Annotated in this window: 19 protein-coding genes and 1 tRNA gene; 15 read left to right on the top strand and 5 right to left on the bottom strand. The window is 60.6% G+C overall.

Annotation, left to right across the window (positions count from 1 at the left end; all coding sequences use genetic code 11):
- Positions 1–225: 225 nt before the first annotated feature.
- The 8 genes from AC07VH_RS27200 (at position 226) to AC07VH_RS27165 (ending at position 9,801) form a co-directional block, all read left to right on the top strand.
- On the top strand, positions 226–1,596 hold the full coding sequence (locus tag AC07VH_RS27200) for a cache domain-containing protein (protein WP_494789314.1): 1,371 nt from the start codon (positions 226–228) through the stop codon (positions 1,594–1,596).
- An 11-nt stretch (positions 1,597–1,607) separates the two neighbouring features.
- Complete coding sequence (locus AC07VH_RS27195) at positions 1,608–2,237, top strand: response regulator transcription factor (RefSeq protein ID WP_475414106.1); 630 nt, start codon at positions 1,608–1,610, stop codon at positions 2,235–2,237.
- Between the two features lie 266 nt (positions 2,238–2,503).
- A complete protein-coding gene (locus AC07VH_RS27190) occupies positions 2,504–3,628 on the top strand; it encodes an EAL and HDOD domain-containing protein (protein WP_494789313.1) in 1,125 nt (374 codons plus the stop codon).
- A gap of 1 nt (position 3,629) precedes the next feature.
- Positions 3,630–5,684, top strand: coding sequence for a putative bifunctional diguanylate cyclase/phosphodiesterase (locus AC07VH_RS27185; protein WP_494789312.1), 2,055 nt, complete (start codon positions 3,630–3,632; stop codon positions 5,682–5,684).
- A gap of 94 nt (positions 5,685–5,778) precedes the next feature.
- Positions 5,779–5,868, top strand: a tRNA-Ser gene (locus AC07VH_RS27180).
- A 172-nt stretch (positions 5,869–6,040) separates the two neighbouring features.
- Positions 6,041–6,907: an HlyD family secretion protein gene (locus AC07VH_RS27175; protein WP_494789311.1), complete on the top strand. Its 867-nt coding sequence runs from the start codon at positions 6,041–6,043 to the stop codon at positions 6,905–6,907.
- A gap of 27 nt (positions 6,908–6,934) precedes the next feature.
- Positions 6,935–9,079, top strand: coding sequence for a peptidase domain-containing ABC transporter (locus AC07VH_RS27170; RefSeq protein WP_494789310.1), 2,145 nt, complete (start codon positions 6,935–6,937; stop codon positions 9,077–9,079).
- Between the two features lie 449 nt (positions 9,080–9,528).
- Positions 9,529–9,801: a DUF4242 domain-containing protein gene (locus AC07VH_RS27165; RefSeq protein ID WP_475416007.1), complete on the top strand. Its 273-nt coding sequence runs from the start codon at positions 9,529–9,531 to the stop codon at positions 9,799–9,801.
- Between the two features lie 225 nt (positions 9,802–10,026).
- Here AC07VH_RS27165 and AC07VH_RS27160 read toward each other — a convergent pair whose 3' ends face one another.
- Together AC07VH_RS27160 and AC07VH_RS27155 are read right to left on the bottom strand one after the other, a co-directional pair.
- Positions 10,027–10,440 carry a hypothetical protein gene (locus AC07VH_RS27160; RefSeq protein ID WP_494789309.1) on the bottom strand — a complete coding sequence of 138 codons (414 nt, stop codon included), beginning with the start codon at positions 10,438–10,440 and terminating at the stop codon, positions 10,027–10,029.
- Positions 10,441–10,488: 48 nt separating this feature from the next.
- Positions 10,489–11,235 carry a hypothetical protein gene (locus tag AC07VH_RS27155; RefSeq protein WP_494789308.1) on the bottom strand — a complete coding sequence of 249 codons (747 nt, stop codon included), beginning with the start codon at positions 11,233–11,235 and terminating at the stop codon, positions 10,489–10,491.
- Positions 11,236–11,452: 217 nt separating this feature from the next.
- Between AC07VH_RS27155 and AC07VH_RS27150 the strand changes: the two genes are divergently transcribed.
- The 6 genes from AC07VH_RS27150 (at position 11,453) to AC07VH_RS27125 (ending at position 14,277) form a co-directional block, all read left to right on the top strand.
- Positions 11,453–11,905 carry a GNAT family N-acetyltransferase gene (locus AC07VH_RS27150; protein WP_494789307.1) on the top strand — a complete coding sequence of 151 codons (453 nt, stop codon included), beginning with the start codon at positions 11,453–11,455 and terminating at the stop codon, positions 11,903–11,905.
- Positions 11,906–11,935: 30 nt separating this feature from the next.
- Positions 11,936–12,379 carry an immunity protein RhsI2 family protein gene (locus AC07VH_RS27145; RefSeq protein WP_489628309.1) on the top strand — a complete coding sequence of 148 codons (444 nt, stop codon included), beginning with the start codon at positions 11,936–11,938 and terminating at the stop codon, positions 12,377–12,379.
- Between the two features lie 104 nt (positions 12,380–12,483).
- Complete coding sequence (locus AC07VH_RS27140) at positions 12,484–13,047, top strand: hypothetical protein (RefSeq protein ID WP_475416002.1); 564 nt, start codon at positions 12,484–12,486, stop codon at positions 13,045–13,047.
- Between the two features lie 9 nt (positions 13,048–13,056).
- Positions 13,057–13,365 (top strand): hypothetical protein, encoded by a 309-nt coding sequence (locus tag AC07VH_RS27135; protein ID WP_494789306.1) that lies wholly within the window; start codon positions 13,057–13,059, stop codon positions 13,363–13,365.
- Between the two features lie 160 nt (positions 13,366–13,525).
- Positions 13,526–13,723, top strand: a complete 198-nt coding sequence (locus AC07VH_RS27130) for a DUF3079 domain-containing protein (RefSeq protein ID WP_332862333.1) — start codon at positions 13,526–13,528, stop codon at positions 13,721–13,723.
- 59 nt (positions 13,724–13,782) lie between these two features.
- The gene (locus AC07VH_RS27125) at positions 13,783–14,277 is read left to right on the top strand and encodes a prolyl-tRNA synthetase associated domain-containing protein (RefSeq protein ID WP_494789305.1); all 495 of its coding nucleotides are present in this window, start codon (positions 13,783–13,785) and stop codon (positions 14,275–14,277) included.
- 7 nt (positions 14,278–14,284) lie between these two features.
- Here the strand turns inward: AC07VH_RS27125 and AC07VH_RS27120 are convergent, their stop codons facing one another.
- Positions 14,285–15,430: an MFS transporter gene (locus AC07VH_RS27120; protein ID WP_494789321.1), complete on the bottom strand. Its 1,146-nt coding sequence runs from the start codon at positions 15,428–15,430 to the stop codon at positions 14,285–14,287.
- A gap of 254 nt (positions 15,431–15,684) precedes the next feature.
- On the opposite strand from AC07VH_RS27120, the gene AC07VH_RS27115 reads away from it, so the two are divergent.
- A complete protein-coding gene (locus AC07VH_RS27115; protein ID WP_494789304.1) occupies positions 15,685–16,302 on the top strand; it encodes a TetR/AcrR family transcriptional regulator in 618 nt (205 codons plus the stop codon).
- 3 nt (positions 16,303–16,305) lie between these two features.
- On the opposite strand, the gene AC07VH_RS27110 is transcribed toward AC07VH_RS27115, so the two are convergent.
- Complete coding sequence (locus tag AC07VH_RS27110; protein ID WP_494789303.1) at positions 16,306–16,776, bottom strand: GNAT family N-acetyltransferase; 471 nt, start codon at positions 16,774–16,776, stop codon at positions 16,306–16,308.
- A 43-nt stretch (positions 16,777–16,819) separates the two neighbouring features.
- Entirely contained in the window at positions 16,820–17,602 is a 783-nt protein-coding gene (locus AC07VH_RS27105) for an XAC2610-related protein (protein ID WP_494789302.1), read from the bottom strand.
- Positions 17,603–17,622 lie beyond the last annotated feature (20 nt).

Genomic DNA, 17,622 nt, shown 5'->3' with positions numbered 1-17,622 from the left:
GACGGGCGCTGTGCCGTGCGATGATGTGTGCTGCCGAGCCTGGTCGTTGCCAGTTTGGTATGAATTGGTGTATCTGCAGCTTATGGCGAGTATTCAGGAATCGTATAATTGCCGCAAGCGCAGCACTACGCAGTAACGCTCAGTATTACTACGCAGACCGATCGCCGCGCCGCGACGTAAAATCACGCCTTCCCATCCGTAAAGACGCCGCCGGAGCGCCAGGCCATGAAACTCAGACAGAAAGTCATCTTCCTGGCCATCACGCCGCTCATCCTCGCTCTGTGCGCCATCGCATTTGCCGTGCGGCACCAGGCGATCACCCTGGCCGAGCAGCAGCGCGCCACCATCCAGCAAGCCTACCTGGCCAGCAAGGAAGCCGAACTCAAGCATTACGTGACCCTGGCCAGCCATTCCATCGCCTCCTTATATGGCTCGGGCCGCAAGGATGCCGCCACGCAAGAGGAGGCCAAGCGCATCCTGTCCGCCCTCAGCTATGGGGACGACGGCTATTTCTTCATCTACGATTTGCAGGGCAAGTCGCTGATGCATCCGCGCCAGCCTGAGCTGGTGGGGCAGAATCTGTGGGAGTTGCGCGACGCCGAAGGCAATCTGACCATCCAGCGCCTGATGCAGCGGGCGAAGAGCGGCGGCGGTTTCGAGCGCTACAACTGGATCAAGCCGTCGACGAACAAGTCCGCGCCCAAGCTCGGCTATGTGATCCTGATGCCGGAATGGGGCTGGATGATGGGTACCGGCATCTACATGGATGACGTGGACCAGGCGCTGGCCAAGGTCGACGCCCAGCAGTCGCGCAATATCCGCTCGACCATGGAACTGATCGCCGCCATCGCCATCCTCGGCTCCCTGCTGGTGGCCGCCTGCGGCCTCGTGCTGAACCTGCGCGAACTGCGCGTGGCCGATGCCAAGCTGAAAGTGCTGGCGCAGCGCGTGGTCGAATCGCAGGAAGAGGAGCGGGCGCGGCTGTCGCGCGACTTGCATGATGGCATCAGCCAGTGGCTGGTGTCGATCAAGCTGCAGATCGAGGCGGGCATCGCGCGCCTGGCCGGCAATGCCGAGCAGAAAGAAAAAGCGCCCGCCACCTTCGAGCGGGCCGCCGAGCAGCTGAACAAGGTGCTGGGCGAGGTGCGGCGCATTTCGCATAACCTGCGCCCGGCCATCCTCGACGACCTGGGCCTGGCCGCCGCGCTCGACCACCTGGTGCATGAATTCAATGACAGCAGCAGCGCGCAAGCCAGTTTCACGGCCAGCCCGGCCGCGGCGGGCGAGGGCTTGCCCGACATGGTGAATACCGTGCTGTTCCGCATCGCCCAGGAAGCACTGACCAATTGCGAGCGCCACGCCCATGCCCGCGGCGTGGAAGTGAGCTTGCGCGAGACGGGCAAGGCGGTGGAATTGCGCATCGGCGACAATGGCGGCGGTTTCGATTTCGACGGCATCGCCCTGCACCCGCAGCGCGGCATCGGCCTGCGCAACATGACGGAACGCATGGAAGCCATCGGCGGCAGCCTGCACATCACGTCCTCGCCGGCCGGCACCGTGGTGCTGGCGCGGCTCGCCCTTCCATCCACACACTGAGATACGCAACCATGACCGAGAAAATCAACATCCTGCTGGTGGACGACCACCCCCTCGTGCGCGACGGCTTGCGCGCGCGCCTGGAAGCGGTTGCGCATTTCGACGTGGTGGCCGAGGCGGGCGGCGCCGATGAAGCGCTGGCCCAGGCGCGCGCGCACCAGGTGGACCTCGTGTTGATGGATATCAATATGCGTGGCACGAACGGCATCGAAGCGACGGCGCTGTTCAAGCAGGCGTTTCCGCAGATCGCCGTGCTGATTCTGTCCATGCACGACAAGCTCGAATATGTGTCGCAAGCCATCGCCGCCGGCGCGCGCGGCTACGTGCTCAAAGATGCTCCCGGTAAAGATATTGTGTTTGCCATCGAGACGGTGATGTCCGGCGGCATTTATTACAGCGCCGCGCTGGCGCGGCAACTGTCGCGCCCGCAAGTCCACGATTCCTTCCTCACCACGCGCGAACAGCAGGTGCTGCAGCACATCGCGGCGGGCCAGGCGAACAAGCAGATCGCCCGCGCACTGGACCTGAGCGTGCGCACGGTGGAGACGCACCGGTTGAACATCAAGCGCAAGCTCGGTATCGAAGGCCAGGCCGAACTGATCAAATACGCGGTCGAGCACGCGCAGGGCGGCGGCGCCTGAGAAGGCGCGCGCGGCGTCACGCTTTTATTAAACCCGCATGACAGGCGGGTCTCGCGGGGGAATGTTCTTTTTGAACATTTATTGCCAAAATTAAACTGTTTCGTGGGTGAGATTCGGATAGAATGATTCTCGCTGTCGAAATGGCATCCCTGTCGGGCCAGGGTTGCCAATGCTGGTCAGTTTATTTACTATGGCGCCCTACCCACACTGAGATACCGATGTCAGCGTCTGAATCAAACCTGTTTCCGTTGGTGGGATTACAAGCAGTGGCCAATGCTCATAACGAGTGGGTCGCTGTCACCCTGCATGTACCGCAAGCCTCGACGGCGCCGCTGCTGGCGGCGCTGGCCGCCGCCGATGCGTATGCCTTCCTGGCGCCGCTCGACTGCATCATTCCCCTGGCCGACCCGCATGGCGTGGACGAGGCCGTGCTGGCGCAACTGGCGCCGCAACGCACCATCTTCCGTTTGCCGGCCCATCTTGCCGGCGACAAAGGGCTGCAGAAAAAATGCCGGCAATGGCGCGACGCCGGCTACCGCATCCTGCTCGATGGCGCCGGGGCCGGTCCCGTGACGGCGGCGCAGGTCGATGCGCGCGCGCTGAGCTTTGACGCGGCCGGCGCCCGCCCGGCCCTGCATCAGTTGCTGCCCTTGCCGGGGCCGCACCTGGCCTACAATATCGCCGACGCGGAGCATATTGCCCAATTGCAAGAACTCGGCGTGAGCTGGTTTGCCGGCGATTACGCCCTGCACCATGCGCGCCAGCAAAGCGAGCCGGAAGACGCCACGTCGCGCCGCCGCGTGCTGGCGCTGCTGGGCCTGCTGGCCCGCGATGCCGACGCGCACGAGCTGGAAGTGCCGCTCAAGCAAGATCCATCGCTCAGCTATCATCTATTAAAACTGGTCAATTCCGCCGCCTTCGGTTTCACGGCGCCGATTGCCAGCTTCAGCCAGGCCATCACCCTGCTGGGCCGGCGCCAGCTGCAGCGCTGGCTGCAACTACTGCTGTATGCGCGCCAGCAAGACGACGGCAAGATCCACGCGCTGCTGCCGCTGGCGGCCGTGCGCGCGGCGCAGATGGAAGCGCTGTGCCAGTTGCGCGGCGGCGACCGCGACGCGCAGGACCTGGCCTTCATGGCGGGCGTGTTTTCCCTGCTCGACGTCCTGCTGGGCATGCCGATGGAAGAGATCATCGCGACCCTGAATCTGGCGCCTGAAGTCAGTACCGCCTTGCTTGAACGCAATGGCGAGCTGGGCACCTTGCTGGCGCTGGTCGACAGCGCCACGCCGCCGCCCGAAGGCTTGCGCCGTGCCGGCATCGATGGAGAAACCTATTGGCGCAGCCTGCTGCAGGCTTACCAGTGGGCCATCCAGGTCAGCCGGAACCTCTAGCATGGCCCTGCTGCCGTTGTCGGATTACCTCGGTGACAGCGCCGCCCTGTGCGACGCCGTCGTGCGTTTGCGCGGCCCCGCGCTGGTGGCCGAGCTGGGCCGTATCGCCAGCGCCGTGATGGCCAGCCCGCATGGCCAGTTCCTGCCCGCGGCCAGCGCCGCGGCCGCCACGACAGCAGCGCCGCCCGCGCCTTTTCCCCGCGATACGCCCGCTTTGCTGCAGGAAATCAGTTTTGATGGCCATTGTTTCGGCCATTACAGCGTGGCCGGCCGCCCTGTGTATAACGATGCGGACCGCCGCCACCTGGCCAGCCTGGCTTCGCTGACGGCTGGCGTGCTGCAGGTGCATTCGCTGGCGCAACGCTCGACCCATGCCTACGCGCAAGTGGAAGCCTTGCTGGCGCAACAGACGCAAATCCTCGACCAGTTGCACGAATCCGTGCTGACGATGGACTTGACGGGCTACATCACCAGCTGGAACAAGGGCGCCGAGCGCCTGTTCGGCTACACCTCGGTGGAAGCCGTGGGGCGCAACATCCTGTTCCTGTACGACGACGAAGATACGGGTTTCCACGACGCCTTCCTGGAGCAGGGCGGACGCCTGATGGAGGTGCGTCGCCGAAAGAAGTCGGGCGAGATCTTCTGGGCCAGCCTCTCCTTGTCGCCGCTGCAGGACATGGACGGCAAGCCCATCGGACTCATCGCCTACCTGACGGACATCACGGAACGCAAGCTGGCCGAGGAGCGCTTGCACCACCTGGCGTATTACGATCCGCTGACCAGCCTGCCGAACCGCACCCTGCTGGCCAAGCTGGTCGACCAGGCGCTCAGCGTGGCGCAGCGCAGCAAGATGCTCGGCTGCGTGCTGTTCATCGACCTGAACCGTTTTAAGCTGATCAACGACACCCTGGGCCGGCGCATCGGCGACGAACTGCTGCGGCAAGTGTCCTTGCGTTTCCGCCAGGCATTGCGCGACCAGGACCTGGTGGCGCGCCTGGGCGGCGACGAGTTCGCCGTCGGCCTGTTCGACATCGGCCAGCATTTCGAGGCCAGCATGGTGTCGCAAAAGCTGCTCGCTTCGCTGGTGGAACCGTTCCTGATCGAAGGCCACGACCTGCGCGTGGGCGCCAGCATCGGCATCAGCGTGTATCCGCAGGACGGGCAGGACGCGGAAACCCTGCTGCGCCTGGCCGACATCGCCATGTACCGCGCCAAGCAGGACAGCGGCGGCGAAGCGGAAAGCGTGGCCTTCTACAGCCAGGACATGAACCTGGGCATGCAGGCACGCATGCGCCTGGAAACGGGCTTGCGCCAGGCCCTGTCGGAACAGCAACTGCTGCTGCACTACCAGCCGAAATACGCGCTGGGCAGCGGGCGCATCATCGGCGCCGAAGCGCTGGTGCGCTGGCACCACCCGCAGCACGGCATGATCCCGCCCGCCGAATTCATCCCCCTGGCCGAATCGACGGGCCTGGTGGTGCAGGTGGGCGAATGGGTCTTGGAAGCGGCCTGCGCCCAGGCTCAGGCGTGGAAGCAGGCGGGCCTGCCGCCCATCCGCCTGGCCGTCAACGTCTCCGCGCGCGAATTCACGGCAGCCCTGCCCGCACGGGTGGCGGCGACCCTGGCCCGCTACGGCCTGGAAGCGGCCTGGCTGGAACTGGAAATCACGGAAAGCACCCTGATGCACAACATCGAGAGGGTCATCGGCATCATGGACCGCATCACGGCCTTGGGCGTGGCCCTGTCGCTGGACGACTTCGGCACCGGCTACTCCAGCTTGTCCTACCTCAAGCGCTTCCCCATCGACACCCTGAAAATCGACAGGTCCTTCACCACCGGCATCCCGACCGACGCCAGCGACTGCGCCATCGCCAGCACCATCATCAGCATCGCCCAGCAGCTGCACCACAAGGTGATAGCGGAAGGCGTGGAAACGGCCGAGCAGCTGGCCTTCCTGAAGAGTTCAGGCTGCGACGAAGTGCAGGGCTACCTGTTCTCGCGCCCGTTGCCGGCGGGGGAGTTCGAGACGGCGCTGCGGGAAAACTGGGGCCTGTAGGGCGTCTGCCCCAGCCCTTGCCGTTGGGGGAGTAAGGCCACGACAGTACTAGCCATTGGTAAGCCAGTGACCTTTATGTATAATGCTGCCATCTGGAAGCGTGGCCGAGTGGTTGAAGGCACCAGTCTTGAAAACTGGCGACGGGTTAAACTGTTCGTGAGTTCGAATCTCACCGCTTCCGCCAGGAAATAAAGAAACCGCCTTCGGGCGGTTTTTTATTGCCTGGCGGAAGCGAGCAGGGCGCCTGCGCGCCCTGCGTGTGAGATTCGAAGGGCTGGGCCTACCGGCCCAGCCCGCCCCGAATCCTCCAACCGCTGCCGCTGCGCGGCAGCCCCGCGCGCCGAGGGCGCGCGTTCGTGGTTCTAATTAGGTTTTCAGCTGAGCCAGCCTGTAACGACGGCCAACGCATCAGTTCGTGTCCGAATGGCGGACCTGACCCTCGCGCCCGGATCGCGCTGCAGCAGCGCCGTATTACCCTGGCGGAACAATCCTACCAGCGCTACGGCGAGCTGCACGCCACCCATTACATCTCATCCGCCCAGCTGCAGGATAAGCAGGCCGAGCTGCTGGACCAACACCAGCGCCTGGCGGAATTGCAACGCATCAAGTCGGCCAGCGGCCGCGACCTGGCCACCACGGAAGCGGACGTGCGCGACTTGCAGGTGCAGGCGCAGCGCGACACGGAAGGCTTGCAGCGCAATGTCTCCGCCATCGAGCAAGACCTGACGGAAAACGAGGCGCGCCGCGAAATCCTCGTGCGCGCGGCGCAGGACGGCATGGTCACGGCCATCACCACCGAACTGGGGCAGACCGTGGCGGCCAACAGCGTGCTCGCCTCCGTGCTGCCGGCCGGCGCCCAGTTGGAGGCGGAAATCTACGCACCGTCGCGCTCGGTCGGCTTCATCAAGCCGGGCATGACGGTGTTGCTGCGCTACCAGGCGTATCCGTACCAGAAATTCGGCCAGTATCCGGCGCTGGTGCGCGAAGTGGCCAGCACCTCGCTGCGGCCCGATGAGCTGGCAGTGCCGGGCGCCGTCAGCGGCACGAATGGCGAGCCCTTGTACCGCATCCGCTTGACCTTGCAGCGCCAGAGCGTGCAGGCATATGGCGAAACCCTGCCCCTGAAGTCGGGCATGCTCGTTGACGCCAGCGTGCTGCTGGAACAGCGGCGCCTGTATGAATGGGTGCTCGAACCCCTGTTCAGCATTTCCGGTCGCTTGTAAGCCCCATATTGATTTTCCACAATACTCATGCACCTGCCTGATCTTGCCCACCTGTCCTTCTGGCGCAGCCAGCGCCTGCCCGTCCTGCTGCAAACGGAAGCGGCCGAATGCGGCCTGGCTTGCTTGTGCATGGTGGCCAGCTACTGGGGCCACCAGACCGACATTTCCAGCATGCGCCGGCGCTTTTCCGTGTCATTGAAAGGCGTGACTTTAAAAGGGCTGATGGCGATGGCGCAGGGGCTGGCCCTGCATACGCGGCCCTTGAAACTCGACATGCAGCATCTGCCCGAACTGAAGCTGCCCGCCATCCTGCATAGGGACTTGAACCATTTTGTCGTCCTCAAGTTCGTGTCTGGCAGCCATGCCGTGATCCACGACCCGGCCGTGGGCCAGCGCCGCCTGCTGCTGGCCGCAGTGGCGAAACATTTTACGGGCGTGGCGCTGGAACTGACGCCCACCACCGAGTTCAAGAAGGCCGAGGAAAAGCAGCAATTCTCCCTGCTGTCGCTGATGGGGCGTGTGGTGGGATTGAAGCGCGGCTTGCTGCAATTGCTGGTGCTGGGCCTGGCCTTGCAGGTGTGCGCGCTGGTGGCGCCGTTCTACATGCAGTGGCTGGTCGACGAGGCGCTGCTGGGCGCCGACCGCGACCTGATCACGGTGCTCGGCTGCGGCTTTCTGCTGCTGGTGCTGGTGCAGACGGCCATCGGCGCCGTGCGCTCCTGGATCACCACGGTGCTGGCCACCAATCTGAACTTGCAATGGCTGGGGAATGCCTTCGCCCACCTTTTAAAGTTGCCGCTGCCGTATTTCGAGAAGCGCCACACGGGCGACATCGTCTCGCGCTTCAACTCCATCCAGACCATGCAAAGCAGCCTGACGACGCAATTCGTCGAAGGCGCCATCGATGGCGTGCTGGTGCTGGCCACCCTGGGCATGATGCTGTTCTACAGCCCGTTGCTGGCGGGCGTGGCCTGCATCGCCGTGCTGCTGTATGTCTTGCTGCGCTGGGCCCTGTTCAAGGCCATGCGCGAAGCGACGGCCGAACAGATCATCCACGCGGCAAAACAGCAGACGCACTTCCTGGAATCCGTGTGCGGCATCCAGAGTATCCGCCTGTTCGGCCGCGCCGCGGAGCGCCGCGCCAGCTGGACCAATGCGCTGGCCGACCAGTTCAATGCCGACCTGCGCATCGCCAAGTTATCGGTGTCCTACCAGACGGCCAATACCTTGCTCTTCAGCGCCGAACGGGTGATCGTCATCTGGATGGCCGCGCTGGCCGTGCTGGACAACCGTTTTTCGGTGGGCATGCTGTTTGCCTTCATCAGCTACAAGGACCAGTTCAGCCAGCGCATGGCCGGCCTGATCGACAAATTGTTTGAATTGCGCATGCTGCGCCTGCATGGCGAGCGCGTGGCCGATATCGTCCTGACGGACGCGGAAGCAGACGGCAACGACGTCGAGGTGGAGATGGACGATATCTCGCCATCGATCGAGATCCGTAACCTGGCCTTCCGCTACGCCGACAGCGAACCCTATGTATTGAGAGGCCTCAATCTGCACATTCCCGCCGGGCAGTGTATCGCCGTCACCGGCCCGTCCGGCTGCGGCAAGACGACCCTCATGAAATTGCTGCTGGGCTTGCTGGAACCAACAGAAGGCGAGATCCTCATCGGCGGCATCCAGCTGGGCAGCCTGGGCATGACGAACTACCGGCAATTACTGGGCACGGTGATGCAGGAAGACACCCTGTTCGCCGGTTCTATCGCCGACAATATCAGCTTCTTTGCGCCTTCGCCAGATCAGCAACAAATCCAGACCTGCGCGCAGCTGGCCGCCGTGCATGCGGAAATCTCCGCCATGCCGATGGCCTTCAATACCCTGGTGGGCGACATCGGCAGCGGCCTGTCCGGCGGCCAGAAACAGCGCATCTTGCTGGCGCGCGCCCTGTATAAAAAACCGAAACTGCTGGTGCTCGATGAAGCCACTAGCCATCTGGACGTATGGAATGAACAAGCGGTAAATACCGCAATACAAAGTATCCAATTGACACGAGTGATCGTTGCGCACCGCCCGGAAACCATCGCCATGGCGCAACGGGTGGTGGTGCTGCAGCAAGGAAATATCATGCAGGATGTGATGCAGGAGATTAGAGATATCGCTGAGACAGCGTAGATTGCGACATGTTATGGATATATTGCCTTGGTCAGGTCAGTAACCCAGTGGCAGCCATTCTGTATCAAGCTTGTGATGTGAAGCGCCGACTTTTTGTAGTCAGAGGCGGCAAAAGATCAGAACTTTATCTTGATGGACGATTTCGACGGTAGGTAGCACAGTAGGTACGTCTTCGGGATAATCTCGTAGATGCGGCATAAAATAGTGATGTGTGGCTTGCGCCGCCTCCACCAAGAAATAAAGAAACCGCCTTCTGAACTGAACCCGCTCTCATAGCACGCCATGCGTCACCCGTGTCTGAATAGCAGACCAGACTCTAGTACGTTTCATGGTAATTCCAGCAACACCAACCCACCAGCATGGTATATAACGAATACATGTCACGGCATATGTGACGCATGGAACCGGCGAGTGTCGTGTTCGCCCGGAAACCTCATAAGGAGACTGCTATGCCAAAGTACGTTATTGAGCGTGATATTCCCGGGGCCGGGAAGTTGTCAGAGCAAGAACTTCAAGCCATTTCGCAGAAGTCCTGCGGTGTCTTAAACAAGATGGGGCCACAAATTCAATGGCTGCAAAGCTATGTTACTGGCGATAAAATCTACTGTGTTTACATCGCTGCAAATGAAGCGCTGGTTCGCGAACATGCCCAGCAAGGTGGCTTCCCTGCAAACCGCGTGTCGGAAGTCATCTCGGTCATTGACCCGACTACGGCAGAGTAGTGCCGTCACCAATGTACTTGAGCCTCGTCCCTGACGGAACTTGACTCGGGTAGGGACGAGTTGTGCGTTACATGAGCGTTTCGGAAGAGGGTGACCGAGCGACATGGGGCGAGAGTCGCCATCAGTCCGCGTCATCAGCGTATCGAACTTCTGACGCGCCTGCCCAGCCTCACCTAAGGTCTGCGCTGTCTGGGGCCTATCGGCAATGCAGTCTTTTTGCGACTCTCAGGAGTTTGCCGGAATAGCTGCGGCGCGTTGTGGCCCCTTATCGACCGGCACAAACACGTCCCATTTATGTTGTATCGTCGGCTTTACGGTCCTGGCGCAACTCACAGCAACATTCGGCCTAGACAGGCCATGGCTCTTCGGCACCCATGTCACATGCAAAGGTAGCGCGCATTTCGCCACCAGAATCTTCCGGTTCGGCTCCAATACCTGCCACTGTGTGCCGTTTTTGGCATTTTCTGCTGCCATGAACTTGACTGCGGCCTCCCTGATCTCAAACAAACCATGTATGTCACCGCGGGTTCTATCCTCGTCAAGCGTGGCAGCGATTGCCGAGGCGATACCTGCGACAAGAAAAAGAGCGCCGGCAAGGGCGACGCACACGCGTTGATTCCATCGTAATGGTAGCTGCATATTTACAACCCTTGCCAAGTCTGTTTGATATCCCCGGCCATCACAATATCAAGCCGCTTCATCGCGCCTGAACACGAATTGTTGACGCTGAATGCCTTGCGTGACAAAGTCCGCATCGGGCGGGATTGTTTCCCAGAAAAAAACATGTTTAAAAATGGGAATTTTGTTGAATTTTTTCGAACGAAATATCCATCTGTTTTTCGTGAAATCGCTGTAACGGTCGCCTTTGAACTGTGTATGTACAGTTGTAAAAGGAAGCAACCTTTCCGCAATATCCGGAAAAGAATAATCCGGATGGTCATCCTTGAATTTCTCAAAAATCGCAAATTGATCTCTGCAGATAACTTGAATGGCCGTTTCTGGCATGCGATAGCGCGGGGACCACAGGACGTTCCAGCCTGATTCGATTTCATTGATGAATTTTACCAGGCGCGGCGTCATGATATAGGCATCCGATTCGATATGGATGATTTTATCCACGCCCATTTCATTGGCCACCTTGACAGAGTGAAGAAAACTGCGCCACCAGCCCGGGTAATCAGCCCCGCTTTGTCGTCCCAGATTGTTGTCGAAGCGAATGATGAGGTTTTTATCGCCATTTGCAGCCAGCGCAGCGCTATGGGAAACAGTCTTGATAATGTCGGCAGGCGGAAGAAATGGCGATCCATCGTCAATCATTATCTTCTTTACTGCATTAATTGGAATGTTTTCGTAGTAATCGAGCCACCGCTGATACCGGCTTTCCCATGATGGTGCATCTTTTATAAAGCTGGTGCAGAATATAATGGCTTTCATTTGCTAAACACATTCCTTGTGTCTGAAAAATACAGGTTATTCATGGATCATTAAAATTTTCAACTATTTTAACAGATTGGAGGTGCTTTAATCACTGAACGGGCATGCCGGCGATGTGGCCGCTGGCAGCATGGCGCCTCTGGCGCGCACTCCTGGCGCCCCGTCACCGATGCCGTATCGTCCGCATGCCTCGATCATCGCTGGTTATACTAGGTGCATGGCAGAGGTTTCCCATGCGCCATCTCTTTACATCCGTGAACCAATGAAAAACACCACTGTCGAATATCGTCATAACTTTCCCCTTGATCCGCTGGACGTTGTTCGCGTCTTCGATCAGTCCGGCATCAAGCGGCCCACCAGCAACCTCCCGCGAATCGCGCGCATGTTTGCCGTGCCTTGCCTGGTACTGTCGGCATGGGTGGATGGCCAGCTGGTGGGGCTTGCCCGCTCGCTGACCGACCATGCGTATTGCTGTTATCTCTCGGATCTGGCGGTAGACAAGCAATACCAGGGCATGGGTATCGGCAAAGCGCTTGTCCAGCGCACCCAGGCCGTCATCGGCGACGAAGTGTCCCTGATATTGCTTTCCGCTCCCGATGCCATGTCCTACTATCCGACGCTCGGTTTTGAACCTGCCGCGAATGCTTTTATCATTCGGCGCAAACATTAAGTGAGCGCTTCCAGGAACGCTTGTGCCTTTATGAGACCCGTCTACACCCTCGCCGAAGCCCTGGCACAAGACCCCGCTCGCGTGGCCAAGACCCAGGCTCTTACCCTCGACAGCTCCAGGCCCCACATGGGCCTGAAAGGCAGGCACGGCCTGTTCGCCTCCGACGAGTGGTGGGAAAGCATCAAAGCCGGCCGCCTCCAGACGCAAACGTTGACGGGCTGCATCGAGCGCACGTATTTCGCTGGCCAGGATAGCCGGCGCGGCGATCAAGTCAACAGCTTCACTTTGCGTCTGGCCGATGGCTCGACAGTCAACGAGAGCATCTACACGCACCGCAAGCAGGACATCAAGCTGTTCGTGCCCGGCGCTACGGTGACGATGGTGTATGCGCTGGACGAGATGAAGGCGCAGGCGGCTGACGGTGGTGCCTGCTACGCGCGGACCGTGCTGGAAGTATCTGTTTCTGCGGGATAAGGCGTCTATAGCCACTTGATATTGCTGCCAAAGCCTCCTGTTCTCTGTCAACACCATCCCTCCAGGTTTGCATTAAATTAAGGACATTTGATGATGGAGGCGAGATGGACGACGAACTCAGTGGTGAGAAATGGGGGCGAAAATTTCCAGGCAGCACCAACACCAGGGATTTGTCGGGAAATTTTCGTTTGGCAGTGGAAGATTTTCTATATGCAATGAAAGAGGCGGGGATCAGGGTTGCAATCAATGCCACCTACAGACCGCCGCAGCGCTCCTACCTGATGCATTATGCGTGGAGAATCGCAAGAAAACAGCTTGATCCCCAACACATCCCGAAAATGGCGGGTGTGCATATCGAATGGGATCACGGTGAAATTGACGCATCTGTCAAGGCTGCAAAGGCAATGTTGATTGTCTTGCAGATTAATCATTTACCCATCAAACCCGCACTGCGCTCGCAACACAATTCTGGTCTGGCAATTGATATGGATTTGCTGTGGAGCGGAACGGTTGAGGTGAAAGATGCGAGCGGCAATCTGGTGAAGATTGCCACTTTGCCGAGGACGGGCATGAACAGGCAACTTATTGCGGTCGCTGCAACATATGGGGTAAAGAAATACAGCGGGCCTGGAAGCGACCGGCCACACTGGTCCAATAACGGCTATTAAAGGAAAGTCATGCGAAAAATTTTTCTGATAGTGCCTATTTGCTTTGTTCTTCCTTTTGCCTTTTCAGCCGAGCCACTCCCTAAGGATGTCAGCAGGTTTATCTATAACGCAGAAGCATGTGAGCACTTGGCGGGAGAATTTGATGGGGAGCTACCTAAGCGGCAGCAGGATGATCTCCTCAAGAACATACATAAATACTGCAAGGTGGCGCAAAATCAGCTGAGAGTTCTTGAAATGAAATATAAAGGCAATGGAAAAATAATGAAGGTCATCAAGAGTCATGCTAATGATGCGGTAAGTAGTTATGAGAGGGAATGACGTTCGCTGGTCTCTTGGGTGAACATAGGATGCAAGCTGCTGCCGCAGCAATCTTCGCAAACTTGACCTAAGCAAATTCCTCACTGAAATTCGTTTGACCGTTCCCCCGCGCCAGGTCTAGAGTCGTCAACGAGACCTCAACCGACTGCATCCCCACGCCATGGCCAAGCCCTTTCCCCTGAACCCGAAGAACCCCGAGCGCATCTGCTGGGGTTGCGACAAGTATTGTCCGCCGGATGCCATGCGCTGCGGCAATGGTTCCGAACGCACGCAGCATCCCATCGAGCTGTTCGGCGAAGGCTGGAATGACTGGGGGCTGGCGGCCGCCGATCAAGCCGAGGCGGAGAAAAAACCTTAGCGGTGACAGCGCCCCGATCCGCTACAATTTCCCATCGCACTCGCGTTGAGGAAATGCCCATGCAAGAGATACTGTCCCGCTGGCTGGCAAGCAGCGCCGGCGATTACACCATGGTCGAACACCCGGCCGTGCACACCATCGATGAGGCGCTCATCCACGTGCCCGCCATGCCCGGCCTGATGGTGAAAAACCTGTTCGTGCGCGATGACAAGGGCCGGCGGCATTTTCTCGTCATCGTGCCTTTCGACAAGCGCATCGACCTGGCGGCGCTGGGGCGGTTATTGCCGGCCAGTAAGCTGAGCATGGCTTCGCCCGAGCGCCTGCTGCAGCACCTGGGCATCACGCCCGGCTCCGTCAGCCTGTTTGCGCTGATCCATGACGGCGCGCAGGCGGTAGAACTGGTGCTGGACCAGGCCGTGTGGGATGCTGACCATATACAAGCCCATCCGCTGCGCAATACGGCCACGGTGGCGCTGTCGCATGCCACCCTGGTCCGTTTCCTCGCGCATACGGGACACGTGCCCCACATCGTGACGGTGCCGGCAACGCAATAAGACAATCTCAATGCCCGGCCACGGGCGCGCCGCCGCTGCGCCGTCCCGGCCGGAAACCGTGCGCGCGGGCCGACCAGGCGACCACGAATGCCAGCATGAGCAAAGCCACCATGGCCCACGGGAAAGCGTCCGCGCCCCAGGTTTCCAGCAGGGCGCCGCCCACCACGCCTGCGGCCGCAATCGCGCCATTCCACGCCACCACGTTCATCGACAAGGCCACGTCGGCGCCGCTGCCGGCCGTGTCGGCCAGTGCCGTCTGCAACAGCGTTGCTGCGCCGCCAAAGCTCAGGCCCCAGACGGCCATGCCGACATAGATGACGGCAGGAACGTGCGATGCGACGCCCAGCACCAGGGCCGTGGCGGCAAAGGTCGCCAGGCTGGCCAGCACGGTGGCGCGCAGGTGGCGCTCGACCAATTTCCCCGTGATCCAGATGCCGGCCATGGCCGCGGCGCCGAAGACGAGCAGCACCAGGTCGATGCGCCCCGTCAATCCGGCTGGCGCCACGAACGGGGCGATGTAGGTGTAGAGAATGTTGTGCGCCAGCATCCAGGCGATGACGACGGCCAGCACGGGGCGCACGCCCGGCGTCGTGAAGACGCGGTGCAGGGGCAGGCGCTCATGCGCACGCTGGCCAGGGTAGTCCGGCACTTTCGCCAGCACCCACCCGATCAGGACCAATGTCAGCGCGGAAATGATCCAGAACGCGGCGCGCCAGCCGACGAGCGAACCGAGCAAGGTGCCCAGCGGCACGCCCAGGGACAGGGCGACGGGTGCACCCACCATGGCCAGCGCCAGGGCGCGGCCTTGCTGCTGGGGCGCCACCATGCGCCGCGCGTAGCCGGCCAGCAAGCTCCACGCCAGCCCGGCCGCCATGCCGGCAAAGAAGCGGGCTGCCAGGGTCAGCCAGTAGTGGGAGGACAGGGCCGTGACGGTATTGAACACGAGAAAGCCGATGATGGTCAGCAGCAGCACGTTGCGGCGGCGCCAGCCGCGCGTGGCGATGGTCAGCGGTATGGCCGCCAGCAGGGAACCGAGCGCATAGGCCGTGACCATTTGCCCGGCCAGCGCGGCGCTGATGCCGAGCCCCGCGCTGATCTGCGGCAGCAGGCCGGCGGGCAAGGTTTCCGTGACGATGCAGATGAAACCCGTCATGGCCAGGGCCAATAAACCCGAAACGGGGAGGCGGTCGGCCAGCGCGGGGCTGGCTCCGGTGGTGAGCGTGGCGTGATTCAAAGCGGCTATCCTTGGAAATGTGACGGGGCGGCCAGGCGCGGGAGTGCCCTGACCGTCGTGGCGGTACATATATATCGATCGGTATAAATATAGGTGATGGTGCGCCGCGTTGTCAATGACTTCTGTATCGAGTAGTATGTAAGTGGTGGTGAATAGACGAGAAGGAGCGGTGGATGGCGCAAATGGGACGGCCGCGCACGTTCGACCGGCAGGCAGCCGTCGAGCAGGCCATGTTTTTATTCTGGCAGCAAGGGTATGAATCGACGTCCTTGAGCCAGCTCAAGGCGAGCCTGGGCGGCGGCATTTCCGCGCCCAGCTTTTATGCGGCGTTCGGCTCGAAGGAAGCGCTGTTCCGCGAGGCGGCGCAATGCTATCTGGACACGTTTGCGCGCGTGACGGAATGTTTGTGGGACGATGGCCTGGCGCCGCGCGTGGCCATCGAGCTGGCCTTGCGCCAGTCGGCCCGCATGCAGTCCGATGCGGGACATCCGCCCGGCTGCATGGTGGCGCTCGGCTGTATGAGCGCGCCGACGGCCGAACGTGCGGCCGTGGCAGCCCCGCTGACGGCTTCGCGCACGCGCACGCGTGCCGGTTTCGTGCATTGCGTCGAGCGGGGCATGGCCGGCGGTGAGTTGCCGGCGGGTACGGATGCTGCGGCGCTGGCGGCCGTCTTCGACAGTTTTTTGTCGGGCGTGTCTATCCAGGCCCGCGACGGCGTGGGTTACGCCGTGTTTGACGCCGCCATTACGCAGATCCTGCGCGTGTGGGATGCCAGCCGCGTGCCTGGCTAGGCGCTAGGCCGTCCAGCGAAACTCCAGCACGTCGTCGCCATACTTGTCCGTCTCGCCCGTCGCGGTCCAGCCCAGGTAGCGGTAGAAGCCGTAGGAGCGCGAAGCGGGGTCGCTGGAGCAGCCGAGGAACAGCCGCTGGTGGCCCTGCGCGCGCAGCTCGGCCATCACCAGTTCCAGCAAGGTCTTGCCGATGCCGAGGCCTTCGAATTCCGGCAGCAGCGCCAGGACGATGATTTCGCCCGTGTCGCGCTCGCCAAAGCAGTAGCCGACCAGCTGGCCGTCGTGATGGCAGACCTGGCCGGGCAGGCTGCCCGAGCGCATCATCCCGGCCCAGGTGTCGGCCGTGATGCCCACTTCCGCCAGGCGTTCGCGTGAAACGGCATTTTGCCGCGTCTTGCCGCGCAAGGCGATGAAGGCCGGGGTGTCTTCCGCCTGGGCGGTATGGAAAGTAATCGATGCGGGATGTGTCGTCATGTGTGCGTGAATTGTTGTGAATTGTTGGATGGTAGTGAAGGATTTACTCCCAGGATTTGCGCATGGTTTGCGCGTGGCGCTGCCAGTCAACGGCTTTGGTATGTTCGATGGCTTGCTGGCCGGGATTGGCGCTATCGATGATTTCATCCTTGACGATGATCAGGTCATTTTTATCATTGAGGCGGTATTCCCGGTAGCGCTCGCAATCCTGTGCGCGCCGGGCGATGGCGATTAATGTATTTGCCCGCCACTTATAGCTGTCTTCATAAAAGCATTGCGCCGCGCAGCCGCAATTGGCGATGCCGCCTTCGATTCTTTGCTCGGCGATGTTGATATCGAGATTTGGAATCGCCGATAAGGGTTTGTTGAAACTGTATTGTTTTGCTTGCGCATCCCACAGCCACACATCGGAACAGCGGATGCGTCCCTGGCTATCCGTATAACCTGTGACCCACAGGTCGGCATGGCCGTCGAAATTCATGTCCAGCAGCAGCGCATGCAAATTGCCCGTACCACTGCTGCTGCAACTGCCATTGAGCCACTGCTTGCCGGCTTTCAGCCGGTAGGTCTGTTTTTCATCGTGATTGACATAGCGGATATCGGCCGCTTGCCGCACTGTTCCTGTCGCGGCTTTGTCCAGGTGCAAGGTGCCGCCATAAGCCGACGTGGCAATCAGGGATAAAAGCAGAACAATCAATTTCATGGCGTTATTCTTCGGGCACAATGCCCCGATTGCATCAGGTGGAGAATGATCATAACGCATGATTTGGGCAATGCGCCACACGGTTTCTATTGTGCATTCTGTGCGGAACAGTGCTGTGTACAATGCCAGAAAATCCCCGCATA

The organism is Janthinobacterium sp. GW821-FHT03C10 (assembly GCF_059420865.1).
The sequence above is the reverse complement of the archived record's forward strand: the minus strand, read 5'-3'. Positions and strand labels throughout refer to the sequence as shown.